General features: G+C 69.3%; 15 protein-coding genes and 1 tRNA gene. 8 read left to right on the top strand and 8 right to left on the bottom strand.

All coding sequences use genetic code 11. The features are described from left to right. Positions 1–136: 136 nt before the first annotated feature. Positions 137–682, top strand: a complete 546-nt coding sequence (locus P0W64_RS17770) for a hypothetical protein (protein ID WP_275481498.1) — start codon at positions 137–139, stop codon at positions 680–682. Then, positions 679–1,707 (top strand): PrsW family intramembrane metalloprotease, encoded by a 1,029-nt coding sequence (locus P0W64_RS17765; protein ID WP_275481497.1) that lies wholly within the window; start codon positions 679–681, stop codon positions 1,705–1,707. Before P0W64_RS17770 ends, P0W64_RS17765 begins: the two co-directional genes overlap by 4 nt. A gap of 15 nt (positions 1,708–1,722) precedes the next feature. On the opposite strand, the gene P0W64_RS17760 is transcribed toward P0W64_RS17765, so the two are convergent. Then, complete coding sequence (locus P0W64_RS17760; protein ID WP_275481496.1) at positions 1,723–2,355, bottom strand: SAF domain-containing protein; 633 nt, start codon at positions 2,353–2,355, stop codon at positions 1,723–1,725. A gap of 128 nt (positions 2,356–2,483) precedes the next feature. After that, complete coding sequence (locus P0W64_RS17755; protein WP_275481495.1) at positions 2,484–2,768, bottom strand: FmdB family zinc ribbon protein; 285 nt, start codon at positions 2,766–2,768, stop codon at positions 2,484–2,486. A 74-nt stretch (positions 2,769–2,842) separates the two neighbouring features. On the opposite strand from P0W64_RS17755, the gene P0W64_RS17750 reads away from it, so the two are divergent. Next, positions 2,843–3,430 (top strand): TetR/AcrR family transcriptional regulator, encoded by a 588-nt coding sequence (locus P0W64_RS17750; protein WP_275481494.1) that lies wholly within the window; start codon positions 2,843–2,845, stop codon positions 3,428–3,430. A 36-nt stretch (positions 3,431–3,466) separates the two neighbouring features. On the opposite strand, the gene P0W64_RS17745 is transcribed toward P0W64_RS17750, so the two are convergent. After that, positions 3,467–4,066 (bottom strand): 5-formyltetrahydrofolate cyclo-ligase, encoded by a 600-nt coding sequence (locus P0W64_RS17745; protein ID WP_275481493.1) that lies wholly within the window; start codon positions 4,064–4,066, stop codon positions 3,467–3,469. Between the two features lie 27 nt (positions 4,067–4,093). Here P0W64_RS17745 and P0W64_RS17740 point away from each other — a divergent pair, with 27 nt between their 5' ends. The 5 genes from P0W64_RS17740 (at position 4,094) to P0W64_RS17720 (ending at position 8,472) form a co-directional block, all read left to right on the top strand. After that, on the top strand, positions 4,094–4,993 hold the full coding sequence (locus tag P0W64_RS17740) for a UTP--glucose-1-phosphate uridylyltransferase (RefSeq protein WP_275481492.1): 900 nt from the start codon (positions 4,094–4,096) through the stop codon (positions 4,991–4,993). Between the two features lie 73 nt (positions 4,994–5,066). After that, positions 5,067–6,314, top strand: a complete 1,248-nt coding sequence (gene glp / locus P0W64_RS17735) for a gephyrin-like molybdotransferase Glp (protein WP_275481491.1) — start codon at positions 5,067–5,069, stop codon at positions 6,312–6,314. Further along, positions 6,314–6,949: a GNAT family protein gene (locus P0W64_RS17730; RefSeq protein WP_275481490.1), complete on the top strand. Its 636-nt coding sequence runs from the start codon at positions 6,314–6,316 to the stop codon at positions 6,947–6,949. Before glp ends, P0W64_RS17730 begins: the two co-directional genes overlap by 1 nt. Positions 6,950–7,126: 177 nt before the next feature. Beyond that, positions 7,127–8,353 (top strand): gephyrin-like molybdotransferase receptor GlpR, encoded by a 1,227-nt coding sequence (gene glpR, locus P0W64_RS17725; RefSeq protein WP_275481489.1) that lies wholly within the window; start codon positions 7,127–7,129, stop codon positions 8,351–8,353. 46 nt (positions 8,354–8,399) lie between these two features. Further along, a tRNA-Ala gene (locus tag P0W64_RS17720) sits at positions 8,400–8,472 on the top strand. Between the two features lie 85 nt (positions 8,473–8,557). Here the strand turns inward: P0W64_RS17720 and P0W64_RS17715 are convergent. From P0W64_RS17715 to P0W64_RS17695, 5 genes are read right to left on the bottom strand one after another with little or no spacing between them, the layout of a single operon-like run. Next, a complete protein-coding gene (locus P0W64_RS17715) occupies positions 8,558–9,370 on the bottom strand; it encodes an energy-coupling factor transporter transmembrane component T (protein ID WP_275481488.1) in 813 nt (270 codons plus the stop codon). Then, positions 9,367–11,085 carry an ABC transporter ATP-binding protein gene (locus P0W64_RS17710; RefSeq protein ID WP_275481487.1) on the bottom strand — a complete coding sequence of 573 codons (1,719 nt, stop codon included), beginning with the start codon at positions 11,083–11,085 and terminating at the stop codon, positions 9,367–9,369. The genes P0W64_RS17715 and P0W64_RS17710 overlap by 4 nt, the downstream gene beginning before the upstream one ends. Continuing rightward, a complete protein-coding gene (locus P0W64_RS17705) occupies positions 11,082–11,699 on the bottom strand; it encodes an ECF transporter S component (protein ID WP_275481486.1) in 618 nt (205 codons plus the stop codon). Before P0W64_RS17705 ends, P0W64_RS17710 begins: the two co-directional genes overlap by 4 nt. Further along, complete coding sequence (locus P0W64_RS17700) at positions 11,696–13,450, bottom strand: ABC transporter ATP-binding protein (RefSeq protein WP_275481485.1); 1,755 nt, start codon at positions 13,448–13,450, stop codon at positions 11,696–11,698. Before P0W64_RS17700 ends, P0W64_RS17705 begins: the two co-directional genes overlap by 4 nt. Next, entirely contained in the window at positions 13,447–15,207 is a 1,761-nt protein-coding gene (locus P0W64_RS17695; protein WP_275481484.1) for an ABC transporter ATP-binding protein, read from the bottom strand. The genes P0W64_RS17700 and P0W64_RS17695 overlap by 4 nt, the downstream gene beginning before the upstream one ends. Positions 15,208–15,260 lie beyond the last annotated feature (53 nt).

Here is a 15,260-nt window from a genome sequence, read left to right as displayed (position 1 = left end):
TACGACTCCTTTTCGTGACGTCTGAGACAGGTGGGAATTCACGTTGCTGTAGGCCATGTATTTCTATATGAACCACGCCGGTTAAGCCAGTCCTGTGCAAAGGCTATGACGTCGTGCAGCCGCTAGCATGTCGAACGTGATATCCGCTGGTCGTCGGCTGGACGTGGGGGTCGCCGCCGTGGCGGTCCTCGTCGTCGCCGTTCTCTTGGGTGGTTGGTACGCAGTGCGTGCCGCCGTCCCCCTGCCACATACGCCCGTAGGCGACGATGACGTCCGCGTGGGCCGCGTGACCGGGGCATCGATCCTTGTAGCGCCCCCGCAGGGCTGGTACCGCGTCCCCACGGGAGACTCGCAGTCGGCGCGTTTCCAGTCAGGCTCGGGGGCCCTGTTGGCCGTCGACCTCATAACCGGGCTGCGCGACCTCGACACGGCCGCGCCGCGGCGGATGCGCCTCCTCGCCTACTCCGGCATCGACGCACACCTCACAGAGCAGACGGTGGGGGACAGGGGGCGCAGGTCGTTCCACGGGCGCATGTGCACCGCGAACGCGGCGGACATGCGTGGCGAGTGCGCGGTGGTCGGGCGCGGCACGCTCGAGGTGACCGTGCTGACGATGGGGAGAGACGGCGCGAAGCTCGCCGACGTGGGCGCGGTCGTGCGATCGCTGCGGGAGCCCCGATGACGCGCCTGTGGTGGCAGCCGCGGTCCGCCTGCTACTGGGTCTTCGTGCTCGCCGTCGTGGGAGGGGCCGTGGCGCTGTGCGCGAAGCTGCCCGAGCAACTCTCCTACACCGCTAGCGGGGTACTGGCTGCGCTGCCCGTCATCGTCGTGGGCGGGCTCGTGGTCGCGGGCATCCTGCTGGCCCTCGATGTGTCCGGGGCGCGTGTGCCCGCGGTGATCCTGCCGGCCCTGCTGTGGGGTGGGCTCGCCGCCACGGGACTGGCCATCGTGGCCAACGGGTTCGCGACCCGCGGCCTAGCCGCGCTGCTGAACGACCCCACGGCGGCGGATTGGGGCGCGGCGATCGCGGGCCCGATCGACGAGGAGTCCCTCAAGATACTCGGCGTACTGCTGATTCTCGTTCTGTTCCGCAGCGAGGTCCGGCGCCCGCTGCAGGGCTTCGTCGTAGGCGGCTTCGTCGGGCTCGGCTTCCAGATGGTCGAGAACATCACGTATGCCTCCACTTTCGCGCTGCGCGACCCGCAGTCCGACGTGACCGGCGCGCTGACTGTGTCCGCCCTGCGCGCGGTCACTGGTCTGCAGTCGCACTGGGTGTACACCGCCGTGTTCGCGGCCGGGCTGACCCGGCTGCTCTACCCGGTGGGCGGCTCGCGCGCCGCCGCCCTGCTGCTGACCGCCGAGTGCGGTGCCATCGCATACCTGCTGCACTTCTGGTGGAATGCGCCCGGCCCCGCGTCGCCGGCAGCGGCGTTCGGGCTCATCGTGGTCAAGGGGATGGTCACGGTGACCATCGCGGTGGTGGTGTGGCTGCTCGCCGTGCGCAACCAGCGGCTGTGGCTCGAATCGATGCCTGTCGACCCGGCAGCGCTGTCCCTGGCGCCGCCCGCTGAGCTGGCGACTCTGCCCACCGGCGCCCGGCGGCGGGCAGCCGTCGCATACATGGGGCACTACTGGGGTCCGCAGTACGCGGCGGTGACCCGTGAGCGACAGCGCTGGCTGCTACGTGAGCTGACCCGGCGAGCCTAGCGATCTGCAGCGGCGTCACCGGAACACCACCGACAGCGGCGACACGAGCGCCGCGGCCGCAACCGCATGCGCCTCGTCCTCGGCCATCGCGAGCATCGCTGCCCGCTGTTTCGCGCCTGGCGCAGGCGCTACCGCTACGACCGCACCACGCGCGAGGACGACGGGCTCGTCGTCACCCCGCGCGGGCTGCGCGACCACGTCGACACTGTCGCCCGGCCGCAGCAGGTCCATGACCGCGGCGTCGGCGAGCGAGACCGGGACGAGCCGCCCGCCCTCGCGCAGGTGGCCCGCCGTGCGGTCGGTGAGCAGGCGCCGGGAAGTGAGCAATTCGCCGGCTGCGACCGGCCCCGTCACCGCGTGTCCCAGCGCCGCGCCGGGGGTGCGCAGGACGCCGTCGGGTATGAGTGCGGCGGGCACGGTCACACTGGTCAGATCCGCCTCGGTGATGGGCCGGCCCGGGGCGAGCGCACGCGCTGCGGCGACGACACTGGCCGTCGGCCCGCCCGGCCGCGACGTCACGGCCACGGCAAGTGCGAGCAGAGCGAGCGCCGCGGCGAGCGCGCGGCGGGCGGCGACGGTGCGGGCCCAGCCCGGACGCAGAGCGGCTCGGACACGCTCTGCGCCGCGGGGATGCAGTGACCGGTTCATGCCCGGAACGCTAGTTCGTGAGCCAACCCTGATACGCGCTACCAGCGCGTATGCACAGCGGGCCTGTGGGTTACTCGCGAGTTGTGGATTACTTGTGGGTAACGCGGCGAGTCTGTCGGAGGGCGGTGCTAACCTGCCGTGCTCGAGGCGGCCTTCTCCGTCTTCGCCGCGGGCTTCGACGAGCTGTCGGACGAGCTGTTCGACTCCTTGGCAGGCTTGGCCGATGTATCCGCCTTGCTGCGAGAATCGGTGCGGTAGAAGCCGCTGCCCTTGAAGACGACGCCGACGGAGTTGAAGACCTTACGCAGCTTCCCGCCGCACTCGGGGCAGACGGTCAGCGCGTCATCGCTGAAGGACTGCACGATGTCGAACTGGTTGTCGCACTCCGTGCACTTGTACGAGTAGGTAGGCACGGACCGATGGTACTCCTCCTCTTAGCACTCATGCCATACGAGTGCTAAGAGCTGTGGTGGATAGACTGCTCGGCATGCCGAACCCCGCCGAGACGGGCAAGCCGGCCGCGCGCCGCCCGTCTCCTTCGCGCCGCATCGTCGACGCCGCGAGGGAGGTCATCGCGGTGCACGGCATCCCGGGCACCAGCATGGATCTCATCGCCAAGCAGGCCCACGTCTCACGCAGCACGCTGTATCGGATCTTCCCCAACCGCGACCAGCTCATAGCCCGCGTCGTGACCATCGAGATCCGCACGCTGCGCCGGCGATTGGACAAGGCCATCGTCGGGTTCACGCCGCGGCAGGCCCTCGTCGAGGTGTTCGTTCTCGGCCTCGAGCAGGCGGAGGCCAATCTGGCGGTGTCCAAGGTGCTCGCCGCCGAGCCCGAGTACTTCCTGCGTCTCCCGCCGTGGGTCTGGGACATCCTGATCCAGGGTGTCGTGATCCGGCTGCGGAACAGCGGCGCCGAGCAGCCGTACGCGGAGCTGTGCGCCGTGACCGACCTGATGCTCCGTATTGCCGGCTCTCTGCTTTCGAATCCCACTGCAGCGCTTGATATCTCGGATCACGCGGCGTTGCGCGCCTACGGCGAGAAGTACATCTCCCGGCTGCTGGTCGACTAGGCCCCTTCAAGAAGCGCGTGCAAAGAGCAGGGCCGTTCAGGGCGCGACAGAGAACTCGATCAGCCCCGACGGCGTGAGCGCGGCGTCCACCGGCACGTCCGTCGGCTCGGCGGGCAGGGAGTCGACCACCTCGTCGTCGTACACCACCGCCACGCGGCGACCCGTGAAGGCGCCCAGTGAACGGTCGTAGTAGCCGGCGCCACGGCCGATCCGCACGCCGGTGCGGGAGACTCCCAGCGCGGGGAGGAGCACCGTCGTCGCCCGGAGCACCGCGTCCGGGCCGAGCCGTGGCCCGGTCGGCTCGAGAAGGCGGTATGCGCCCTCAGCGAGGGCGCCGTCGTATTCGGCCCAGTCGAGGGGCCCGGGTTCGACTGGGGTGACAGGCAGGAGCACGCGTGCTCGCGCCGCAAGGGCGTCGATCAGGCCCGATCCGCCGGGTTCGCGCCCGACGGGAATGTATGCGGCGACCGTCGGGCCGAGCGCGAGGGTTGCGGCGACGACCGTTATTCGGGACGATCCATCGGTGATTCGACTTTCCGACAATGCGGAGCGTCCAGCGCGAAGGCGTGCGCGCCATTCCTTCTTCGCGTCGGTGATCGAGTCCATGGTCCCTCCCAGCCCGCTGGCCGATCTCATTCAGCCACATACCCTTATGGTGGGTGCATGACTGACACGCCGTCCATTCCGAAGACCGCCGTGGTGCCTGCCGCCGGGCTCGGAACGCGCTTCCTACCGGCAACCAAGACGGTGCCCAAGGAACTGCTCCCCGTCGTGGACACGCCGGGTATCGAGCTGGTCGCGGAGGAGGCGGCGGCCGCCGGCGCCGAGCGTCTGTGCATCATCACGAGCCCGGGCAAGGACGGCGTCGTGGCGCATTTCGTCGAGGACCTCGTGCTCGAAGGGACGCTGGAGAAGCGCGGTAAGCAGGCGATGCTCGACAAGGTCCGGCGCGCCCCCAGCCTCATCAAGGCCGAGGCCGTCGTGCAGGAGAAGCCGCTGGGTCTCGGGCACGCCGTCGCGTGCGTCGAGTCGCACCTCGACGACGACGAGGACGCGATCTCCGTACTCCTCCCGGACGACCTGGTGCTGCCCAACGGGGTCCTCACCACCATGGCCAAGGTGCGGGCGAAGCGCGGAGGCAGCGTGCTGTGTGCGATCGAGGTGCCCGAGGACCGGATCAGCGCCTACGGCGTGTTCGACGTCGAGATCGTGCCGGACGCGGTGAATCCCGACGTGCTCAAGGTCAACGGCATGGTCGAGAAGCCCAAGGCGGAGGACGCGCCGTCGAACTACGCCGCCGCAGGGCGCTACCTGCTCGACCGCGCCGTCTTCGACGCGATCCGTCGCGTCGGCAAGGGGGCGGGCGGCGAGATCCAGCTGACCGACGCCATCGCGCTGATGATCTCCGAAGGGCACCCCGTACATGTGGTGGTACACAGGGGTACCCGACACGACCTCGGAAATCCCGGGGGCTACCTCAAGGCTGCGGTTGACTTGGCCTTGGACCGTGACGACTACGGGCCCGAGCTGAGGGTCTGGCTGGAGAAGCGGCTGACCCGCTGAGCGATCCTCGGCGCGGTTCCCGTGCGGGCGTAGGGCTCGGGCGGGTGCAGAGCTCAGAGAGGATGGCAGGCGTATGCGCTCCGTAGAGGACCAACTGGCGCGGGTGACGGCGGCGGCGGTGGCGCCGCGGCCCGTCCGCGTGGGGATCTCGGAGGCGCAGGGCCTGATGTGTGCCGAGGAGGTCGTCGTCGAGGCGGCTCTCCCCGCGTTCGACCAGGCGGCGATCGACGGCTACGCGGTGCGGTCCGTGGACGTGGCCGACGCCGGCGGCACCGATGAGGAGACCGGCGAGCAGATCATCCTCGGGCTGCCCGTCGTCGGCGAGGTGCGTGCCGGCTCGCGTCAGCCGATCCGGCTACAGCCCGGGCAGGCCGTCAAGGTCGAGACCGGCGCGCCCCTGCCCACGCTCGCCGATGCGGTGCTCCCCGAGAAGTGGACCGACGGCGGGCTGTCCAAGGTGCGCGTCGGCCACGCTGTGCGGTCCGGTCAGTACGTGCGGCGGACCGGCGACGACGTCCAGCCCGGTGACGTCGCTGTGCGGCGTGGCACCGTCGTCGGTCCCGCCCAGGTGGGCCTGCTCGCTGCGGTCGGCAGGGACAAGGTCTCGGTGCACCCGCGCCCGCGGGTGTCCGTCATCTCCGTCGGGCGCGAGCTGGTGGATATCGATCGGCAGACGGGCGCGGGCCAGGTGTACGACGTGGCCTCCTACGCCCTCGCCGCCGCCGCGCGTGACTGCGGGGCAGAGGTCAACCGCGTAGGCATCGTCTCCGGCGAGCCGGGGCGGCTCAAGGATGCCGTCGAGGCCCAGCTGATCCGCTCCGAGATCGTGGTGATCACGGCGTCGATCGGCGGCGCCGCGTCCGACGAGGTCGTCGCCGCCCTGGCCGACCTGGGCGAACTGACCATCGACCGGGTCGCCATGCACCCCGCGTCCGTCCAGGGTTTCGGCACCCTGGGGCAGGACCGGGTGCCCACCTTCCTGCTGCCCGCGAACCCGATGAGCGCTCTGGTCGCGTTCGAGGTCATGGTCCGGCCTCTCGTGCGCATCGCGCTGGGTAAGCGGCAGCCTATGCGGCGTCTGGTGACGGCGCGCGCCGCCGCCGCGATCGCGTCCCCGGCCGGCCGCAAGGGTTACGTCCGCGGGCAGCTCATGCGCGACGAGGAGACCGGCGAGTTCATGGTCGCGCCCATACCCGACAACGGATCCCACCTGCTGGTGACTCTCGCCGAGGCGAACTGCCTCATCGTGATCGACCCGGACACCACGCAGGTCCGGGCCGGCGACGACGTGGTGGTCGCCTTCCTCGCGCAGCGCGGCTGATGCCGCTGTTCGGTGGCCCGTGGCAGGTCACTCTGGGGCCGCTTCAGACAGCGGCGGGGGAGGTGCGGTTGCGGCCGGTCCGCGCGCGAGACGCAGCGACGTGGTCGCGCCTCAGGTTGAAGAACCGGGAGTTGCTGGAACCGTGGGAGCCGACGGGCGACGTCGACTGGGAGCGGCGGCACGCCCCGTCGGCGTGGCCGGGCATGTGCTCGTCGATGCGCAGCCAGGCCCGCTCGGGCACGCTGCTGCCGATGGTCGTCCTGGTCGGCGGCGACTACGCCGGGCAGCTGACCGTGGGCAACATCATGCGCGGACAGCTCATGAACGCGTGGGTCGGGTACTGGGTGGACTCGTCGTTCACCGGTCACGGTGTGGCGAGCACCGCCGTGGCGCTGGCGGCCGATCACGCCTACCGAAAGCTGGGCCTGCACCGCCTCGAGGCGACGGTGCGGCCCGAGAACGTCGCGTCCCGTGCGGTCCTGGCCCGTGTCGGGTTCCGGGAGGAGGGGCTGCTGCAGCGATACCTGCACGTGGACGGGGCCTGGCGCGATCACCTGCTCGTCGGCATGACCACCGAAGAGGTCTCGGACTCGGTCGTTGCACGCGTCGTGCGCTCCGGACGCGCCTGGTATTGACGTTCCGGTGCGATTCGGCGACTGTCCGCCGGGACGTTGACACGGGTGGGACTGGTGTGATTTCTGAGACTTTGCTCGGCGCGTCGGCGGGACCGCGGCCGCTCCCCGGCCTAGCCTGGGCTCAACGAAACTACACTCGTGTAGTTCCTCTCCGGTCGTCAAGTAGGGAGTACGCCGATGCCGACATCCGTGCTGTGGGTGGGGTTGATCGTCGCCTGGCTGGTGGTGCTCGTCCCGATGTTCGTCGCCCGCCACCCGAAGGTCAACGCCGTCAGCGACGCCACGCTCAAGACGCGTCTGCTGCACCGCGGCGGCTCTGCGCGTCTGCAGCTCAAGCGCAAGGTGCGCCCGATGCCGGACGACCTGGCTCCGTATCAGTACCGGCCCGATCGCAGCGATACGGAGCCGGACGCCGAGCTGGACGATGCCGAGCTGGACGACCCCGATCTTCGCGAGACCGGCGCGGACGACATCGACGTGGTCGAGGACCTGGACCGGCCGAACACCGTCGTAGCCCGAGACGGCGTCGAGCAGGAGGCCCACGCCTACGTCGACTACGACGTCGACGAGCCCGGCCGCGACCTCGACTCGCCCACGCAGGAGATGCCGACGGTGACCGACGAACCGTCCGAGCCCGCACGCTCCGGTCTGGACTCCGGGCGCCTCAACCCGCCCACGCTTCAGATCGACGGGCCGACACTCGAGATGGAACCCGTGGAGGTCTCCGCCCCGGTCGCGGAGTCGGAGACATCAGAGGACACCGACGATGAGCCCGTCGCCGAGCACGTCGAGACGGACGAGGCGACGGACTCCGACGAGCTGGATGCCGACGACGCCTACGAGGACGAGGCGTATGAAGACGAGGCCTACGAGGACGAGACTTTCGAGGACGAGGCTCACGATGCGCCGGTCGAGCCGATCGACGGGGACGAATCTCCGCGCCGCCGTGGCGGTTTCGATCCCGAGAACGATGCCCGCATCTCCGCGGCGAAGTACCGTTTCCGGCAGCGCGTGACGTTCGTGCTGGGGTTGCTGGCGGTCGTCGGCCTGGTGGCATCCGTCGCGAAGGTGCCGTTCGCCTGGTACGGATTCGGCGCGGCCGTCGTCGCTCTCGTCGTCTACCTGGCGTACCTGCGCCGCACGGTGCGTATCGAGAGCGAGATCCGCCGACGGCGCATGGCCCGCCTGGCGCGAGCCCGGCGCGAGCGGGAACGCGAGGGCGAGGTCGTCGATGGTGTGCCCGCGTACCTCCGCAGGTACGGCTGCATCGTCATGGAGGCCGACGACGAGGACCCCGCGTTCGATCATCTCCCGCGCTACCGGGCGGAAGAGTTCGACTTTCTCCGCCGGGAGCAGGAAGAGGCCTCTGAACTGCGTGAATACCCTGCCCGACGGGTCGGTTAGCAGGTACGGACGGACCCTTGCTACAGTATTCGAGGTTCCGTACCGAGGGGCTATAGCGCAGTTGGTAGCGCGCCTCGTTCGCATCGAGGAGGTCAGGGGTTCGATTCCCCTTAGCTCCACTGAAGTTCAGAACTCGAAACCTGCCCCGCGTGATCACGCGGGGCAGGTTTGTATCCGGGTGAGGCCGGTCGAGAGTAGGTCTGCTTATCCAGGTGCCACCCAGAATCCAAGCGGGCCGAGCATGCCGAGTACGGCGGCCGTGCCGTATCCGAGGCCGGTGACGACCCAGCAAGCGAGGACGAACAGCCGGTCCGTGCGATGCCAGGATACGGTTCGCCGTTCGGTGCGGTGCTGCGCAGACCCGAAACCCCGTGCGTCCATCGACATCGACACCCTCTCGGCGTGACGCACGCTGCTCGCCAGCAACGGGACCGCATACCCGGCCGTGCGACGCAGCGCCGCCACCAGACCATGGCCGGCCGGTGCCCCACGAACGGTGTGCGCGGCGCGGATCACGTCCAGCTCCCGCCGTAGCCGGGGAATGAACTCGGCCGCGGCGAGCGCGACATACCCGACCTGGTAAGGCAGGCGTAGCTGCTGCACGCAGGCCAGGACCACGTCCTGACCAGACGTGGTCAGTCCGCTGACCAGCATCACGGCGATCATCGCGCTGACCCGGGACCCGGCGGTCAGCCCGATCTCGAGCGGCCCCGTGCGGTACTCCCAGCCGCCGATCCGCAACAGGACCGGGGTCTCGGCAACGAGGTCCGGGCGCACGATCAGCGACAGCGACAGCGTCATTACGGCGGTCGCGGCGACGAGCAACGCCGACACGCCCACTATGCGGCGGGCGCCGAGTCCACCCCAGAGGGCGAGCGCGGCGACGGCGATCACGAGGACCGCCGTCGTCACCGGAATGCTCGAGGTCAGCACGACCAGGACGAACGCCGGCAGCGTGGCGAGCATCTTCGCGAGCGGGTTGCGCCTACGCAGCATGCCGCGGACACGCGGGGTCATCGCGGATCCGAGCCATCGGTGCTAGGGCAGTCGAGGTCCCGCTCACGTAGCAAACCGGTCCACCCCGTGACTTCCTGCGCGGCGCGGGCCGCGATCCGGGCCATCGGCGGCAGACGCAATCCGGCCGATGCGACGACGCGCGGGTTGCCGAGTACCTCGTGCGCCGTCCCCGCGACGGCCGCCCGACCGCCGTGAAGCACGACGACACGTTCAGCGTGCTCGGCGACCAGCTGCAGGTCGTGGCTGACCAGCAGCACGGTCGTGCCGTCGTTACTCAGCTCCTGTAGCAGTCGCATCATCTCGGTGGCGTTGCGGTGGTCTTGGCCGTACGTCGGTTCGTCCAACAGCAACAGCGGTGGCTGGGTGATCAGCGCGGAGGCGACGGACAGACGGCGTTTCTGGCCGCCGGAGAGCAGGAACGGGTTGCGATCGGCCAGGTCGGTAAGCCCGAAACGCGCGAGCTGATCTTCGACCGCGGAACGGACGCGCTCCTTCGGCCACCCCAACCGGCGCGGCCCGAACGCCAGTTCGTCGGAGACCCGGTCGGTGAGGAACTGATGCTCGGGATTCTGGAACACGTAGCCCGGCCGCACCGCGGTCCGCCCTGTTGGGATGACGATGGTGCCGGACGAGGGCAGGAGGCCGGCGATCGCGTGCAGCACGGTGGACTTTCCTGCGCCGTTGACCCCGACGAGCGCAGTGATCGCCCCACCGGGTGCCCGGAACGACATTCCGTCGATGATCCGTCGACGGTCTCGCTCGACCACGAGATCGACGACCTCGACGCCGGTGGTCTCGGGAACCCGCTCCGTTGGTCGTGGAACAGGCGGCGTGACGCCGAGCCGGCCGAGCCGAGCGCCGTAGCCCTCGGGTCGCAGATCGGCGCGGGTCAGCGGGAGGCTACTACCGGCCTTTCCCGATGCGGCGAGCGCTCGGTGCAAGCGGACGGCGGTCGGCAGCCACACACCCTCGGCGACCATGACATCGCCGTGAACCTCCATGACCTCTTCGGGTGTGCCGGCCACGATCGTGTCCCCGGCGGCGGAGAACACCACCACGCGATCGACCTTGTCGATCACGTCGTCGAGCTCGTGTTCGATCAGCACTGCCGCGGTCCCGGCTGCGAGCAGGTCCGGGAGCAGGTCGTAGAACGCTGCACGGCCGGCGGGGTCGAGGTTCGCGGTCGGCTCGTCGAGCAGGAGCAAAGCGGGCTCCAACGCAAGCGCGCACGCCAGTGCCACACGCTGCTTCTCCCCTCCGGACATCAGGTGTGGGTCGGCGTTCTCCAGATGCTCCAGCCCGACCCGGCCCAAAGCGTCCCTGGCCCGAGGCTCGATCAGGTCGACGGGCGTGCAGAGGTTCTCTAAGCCGAAGCAGACCTCGTCGAGCACCGACGTGCTGACGATCTGGGCATCGGGATCTTGGAACACCATGCCGACCCGCCTGGCCAGCTCGGCGACCGGAGTGGCCGCGACGTCGAGATCGCACACCATCACCTGCCCCCGGTAGCCGGCTGGCACCGAGTGCGGAACCAGACCGTTGAACGTCAGCGACAACGAGGACTTGCCGCAGCCGGATGGCCCGAGCAGCAACACCAACTCGCCCGGCGCGATCCGCAGGGTCGCGTGGGAAGGCAGATCGCGTTGTGCGTTGTGGAAGCGCACCCCGACATCGGTAACCCGCAGTACCTCCCCCACGCCATCGGCGGGACTCACGGGGCCTGCTGCGGTCCCAGACCTGCACGACGCAGCCTGCGTGCGATCACGATTGCGAGGACGGTCGCCAGTACGCACGACACCAAGGGCAGGGTCAGCACCAGCGCGAACGCGATCGGCTGTAGCGCGCCGGCGCGGAGCACGAACGCGAGCGGAAGAGCGTTGAAAAGGAATCCGACCAGCAGCGGACCGGGCAGGAACAGCCAGGTCGGCCAGCGTCGATAGCGCACGCACAGGAACGGCAGCTCCAGCAGCAACCCGATGAGCACGAAGCCGGCCCCCGTTGACCAGCCCAGCGGAGTGGTGATCGCGCTGATCAGACCCATCAGCACCGCGGTGACGAGGGCAACGCCGCCCTGTCGCAGCAACGCCTGCGCCAGGACTGAGCCGAACACCCAGGCGCCCGCCATCGCCGCGTACAGCACCGGCAGCGAGGCGCCGACGGCAGCCTCGGCCCACGCCACCGGGATGGAGAAGACACTGGCACCGACAGCGATCGCAGCGCATGTCATCAGTGTGCGAGTACTGAGCAGCCGCTCTCCGCTCGCCGTCACCAATGGACGGTCGCGGTGGGTCGGATCGGCCTCCTCCGGAGACGTCTGTTCCTGGCTCACGCTCGTGATCTCCTCTTTGCTGCGCTGTCCAACCGCCAACCCCGCGCGCTGCGGCGCGATTCCCAGAACGCGGCATAGCGGCCGCCGCGGGCGAACAGTTCGCTGTGCGTCCCGATCTCGGCCACCTGACCCTCATCGAGCACGACGATCTGGTCCGCCGTCACCACGGTGTCGAGATGATGAGCGATCACGAGCAATGTGCTCCGCTGCGCCAGACGATGCAGCGACCGTTGGACGAAACGCTCGTTCTCCGGGTCGAGGGCGGCAGTGGCCTCGTCGAGGAGCACGATCGGTGCGTCCTTCAACAGCGCCCGGGCGACCGAGACTCGCTGGCGCTCGCCGCCCGAAAGCCGGGCCCCGGCCTCGCCGACGCGGGTCGACCAGCCATCGGGCAACCGATCGATGATCTCGTCCACGCCCGCCAAGTGGGCGGCCTCGCGCACCTCGTCGTCTGTGGCGCCGGGCCGGCCCAATCGGATGTTGGCCTCGAGCGTGTCATCGAAGAGGTAGACGTCCTGGAAGACCACGGCGAGCTGCGCCATCAGGTCTTCGGTGCTCTGATCCCGGACGTCCACACCACCGACTCGCACGACTCCCGTGTCCGCGTCCCAGAATCGGGCGATCAGTCGCGTGATCGTAGTCTTTCCGGAGCCGGACGCACCGACCAGCGCGGTCATCGACCGCGGGGGTACGGAGAAGGACACCTCTCGCAGTACCGGCTCGTCGGCTCGATAACCGAATCCGACTCCGTCGAGCTCGATCGCACCGGGTCGGACCGGCTTCGTCGGCGTCTGCGGCTCTGGCATCGCGGGTTCGCGGAGCACCTGGGCAACCCGCCGCAGATCGTTGCCTGCCATCCGCAACACACCGGCCAACTCGCCCGCTTGGGCCAGCGGACCGGCGAAGCGGAAGGCCAGAGCGAGCAGAGCGACGGCCGAGGTCGCGGTGACCTGCCCGTCGGCGGCCAGCCAGACGCTCGCGATCAGCAGCGCAGTCAGTACGAACTGCACGGTGACTCCGCCGGTGAGGATCCCCGCCCCGGACAGCCACAGCGAGCGTCGGCCGTTGCGCTGCTGCCGCTCGATCGCGTCGTCCAGCGGCTGATAGCCCTCGATGCCGCGGCCGAACGCCCGCAGCGCCGCTTGGCTGCGAGCGAACTCGATCACCCGGCTGCCGGCCGCCGCGGCTGCGGCATGATCAAGCCTCTCCCCGCGGCCGAGGCAGCGGGCGCTGAAGCTGAAGGCGAGCGCGAGCACCGGGATGCAGACCAGGGCGACCACGCCGAGACGCCAGTCGTAGAACAGCATGGCCGCCGTCACCGTGGCCGGAGCGGTGGTACCGACGATCACCGGGGTGAGCAGTTCCGAGAACAGCCCCGAGATCATGAACGCACCCTGGGTCGCGGACTTCGACAGCTTCCCGGTCCGCTCTTCGTCGTACCACCCCAAGGGAAGCGTCACCAGGTGGTCACCGAGGCGTCGATGCACCGTGCCCATTACTTCCAGCGAGACCCTGAAACGCTTCATCGACTGGATGTACTGCACGACACACGCGGCCAGCGTTGCCGCAGCGATGAGAAGCACGTCGCCGGGCAATTCGCCGAGCTCGCCCGCGGCCAGGTGCGCGAATGCCGGCACCAGCGCCACGCCGGCCAACCCACTGAGCACCCCGCACAGCACGGTCCATCCCAGTAGGGTCCGCAACACTCCGCGGCGCTCTGGACCCAGCAACAACTCGAGATCGGAGATCATCGATCTTCCCCCTCGCGAGCGGCCCACATCCGGGCGTAGAGCCCGCCGGCGGCCAGCAGCTCGTCGTGGCGACCCGTCTCGACCGCTTGGCCCCGGTCGAGGACGGCGATCAGGTCGACTCCCGCGATCGTTCGCAACCGGTGGGCGATCACCAGCACTGTGCGCCCCTGCGCAAGCTCCGAGAGCGCGTCCTGGATGGCCGACTCCGACTCCGGGTCTGCGAAGGCCGTGGCCTCGTCCAGCACCAGCACCGGGGCGTCGGCCAGCAGTGCCCGGGCGATCGACACCCGTTGCGCCTCGCCTCCGGAGAGCAGCGCGTCCTCACCGATCACGCTGTCGTACGCGCGGGGCAGGGCCAGAATGCGGTCATGTATCCGCGCGGCGACGCAGGCCCGCTCGATGTCGTCATCGTGAGCGTCGGGTCGTCCCAGCCGGACGTTGTCCCGCACCGAAGCGTGCAGGAGCTGCACGTCTTGGAGCACGAACCCGACCCTGTGGTAGAGCCCGACCGGGTCCACCTCGTCGACCGGGACACCACCGATCCGGATCGCCCCACCGGACACGTCGTGGAAGCGAAGTAGCAACGCCGCGAGGGTCGACTTGCCCGATCCCGAGGGGCCGACCAGGGCGGTAACTGTGCCAGGTGCACACGTCAGCGTCACCGCGTGCAGGACGTCGGTGACACCGTCATAGGTGAATCGGACCCCGTCGAACTCGACCCGATGACCGGACGGGATTCCCGGGTTCGCAGCGACCGCCAGTTCGGGCGTGCCCAACAGGTCGTGGATGCGCACGGCCGCTGCTTCCGCGGTACGGCGATTCTGCGCGGCGTATACCAACGGCTGGATCGTGCTCGGCAGCACGAGGGCGACCAGTACGCAAGCCAAGCCTTCGGAGACCTCCACCCAGCCCTGGTCGACGAACCAGGCCACCCCGGCGGTGGTCAGCAGCCCGACAACAGGTGCCGAGATCGCCATCCCCGCGACTGACTCGAGTCGCAGCATCGGGCGTGCCCACGCGGAGAAGAAGGACACGAAGTCCTCGGCCGCGCTCCGGTAGGCCTGGTGGGCCTGCCTCGCCTGTCCGAAGGTCTTCACCACCGCTATCCCGCTGACGAACTCCGCGACTGCAGCGCTGATCCGGGCGTTGCCGTCGTCCATCCGCCGCATCTGCTCGCTGAATCCGCGCATCATCCACGCGTAGAGCGCGACATAGAGCGGCAACGATGCCAGCGCGAGTAGCGCCAGCCGCCAGTCGAGGAAGAGCAGGTAGGCCAGGCCACCGATGGGCATGGTGATCGCGGCCGTCATCTCGACCGCGTGATGTGCCACCATCTGGTGCAGGTCGTGAACGTCCCCCATCGCGGCCTTTCGCACCCGCCCCGACGATTGCTCACCAAACCACCCGAGTGGTACGCGGCCGAGGTGAGCCACGATTCGCCGGCGCAGGATCGCCTGCAGACGGACATCCGCGAAATGTGTGATCCCCAACGCGACGAAGCTCAGCACGGCCTTGGCGACCAGGCAGATGACGATGAACACGCACCACGCCATGAGCGCGCCCCGATCGAGCGGCTCCTCCAGCAGTTCGTGGATCACCCCGACCAGACCGACAAACGGAGCCAGGCCGGCGAGCGCGCCCACTGCGCCGATCACGCAGCCAAGACGGATCGAGCCCTCGACCGGTGCCCGGACTTCCTCGAGCGCGGCCCGCGCCGCCTTGCGCTCCTTGGCAGTCGCTTCGATCGCCTCCGCCATCGATCACCTCCATACGGGTTCAGCTCCGCATGGATGGCGCTGGGAGCGGGGCA

The organism is Tsukamurella sp. 8F (assembly GCF_029167375.1).
Classification (GTDB): domain Bacteria; phylum Actinomycetota; class Actinomycetes; order Mycobacteriales; family Mycobacteriaceae; genus Tsukamurella.
Note: the sequence above shows the minus strand (reverse complement) of the source record. Positions and strands in the feature narration are given on the sequence as shown.

Coding starts and splice junctions, on each gene's coding strand:
- P0W64_RS17765 (WP_275481497.1), top strand. CDS start 679: ATGACGCGCCTGTGGTGGCAGCCGCGGTCCGCCTGCTACTGGGTCTTC.
- P0W64_RS17760 (WP_275481496.1), bottom strand. CDS start 2,355: ATGAACCGGTCACTGCATCCCCGCGGCGCAGAGCGTGTCCGAGCCGCT.
- P0W64_RS17750 (WP_275481494.1), top strand. CDS start 2,843: ATGCCGAACCCCGCCGAGACGGGCAAGCCGGCCGCGCGCCGCCCGTCT.
- P0W64_RS17745 (WP_275481493.1), bottom strand. CDS start 4,066: ATGAGATCGGCCAGCGGGCTGGGAGGGACCATGGACTCGATCACCGAC.
- P0W64_RS17740 (WP_275481492.1), top strand. CDS start 4,094: ATGACTGACACGCCGTCCATTCCGAAGACCGCCGTGGTGCCTGCCGCC.
- glp (WP_275481491.1), top strand. CDS start 5,067: ATGCGCTCCGTAGAGGACCAACTGGCGCGGGTGACGGCGGCGGCGGTG.
- P0W64_RS17730 (WP_275481490.1), top strand. CDS start 6,314: ATGCCGCTGTTCGGTGGCCCGTGGCAGGTCACTCTGGGGCCGCTTCAG.
- glpR (WP_275481489.1), top strand. CDS start 7,127: ATGCCGACATCCGTGCTGTGGGTGGGGTTGATCGTCGCCTGGCTGGTG.
- P0W64_RS17715 (WP_275481488.1), bottom strand. CDS start 9,370: ATGACCCCGCGTGTCCGCGGCATGCTGCGTAGGCGCAACCCGCTCGCG.
- P0W64_RS17700 (WP_275481485.1), bottom strand. CDS start 13,450: ATGATCTCCGATCTCGAGTTGTTGCTGGGTCCAGAGCGCCGCGGAGTG.
- P0W64_RS17695 (WP_275481484.1), bottom strand. CDS start 15,207: ATGGCGGAGGCGATCGAAGCGACTGCCAAGGAGCGCAAGGCGGCGCGG.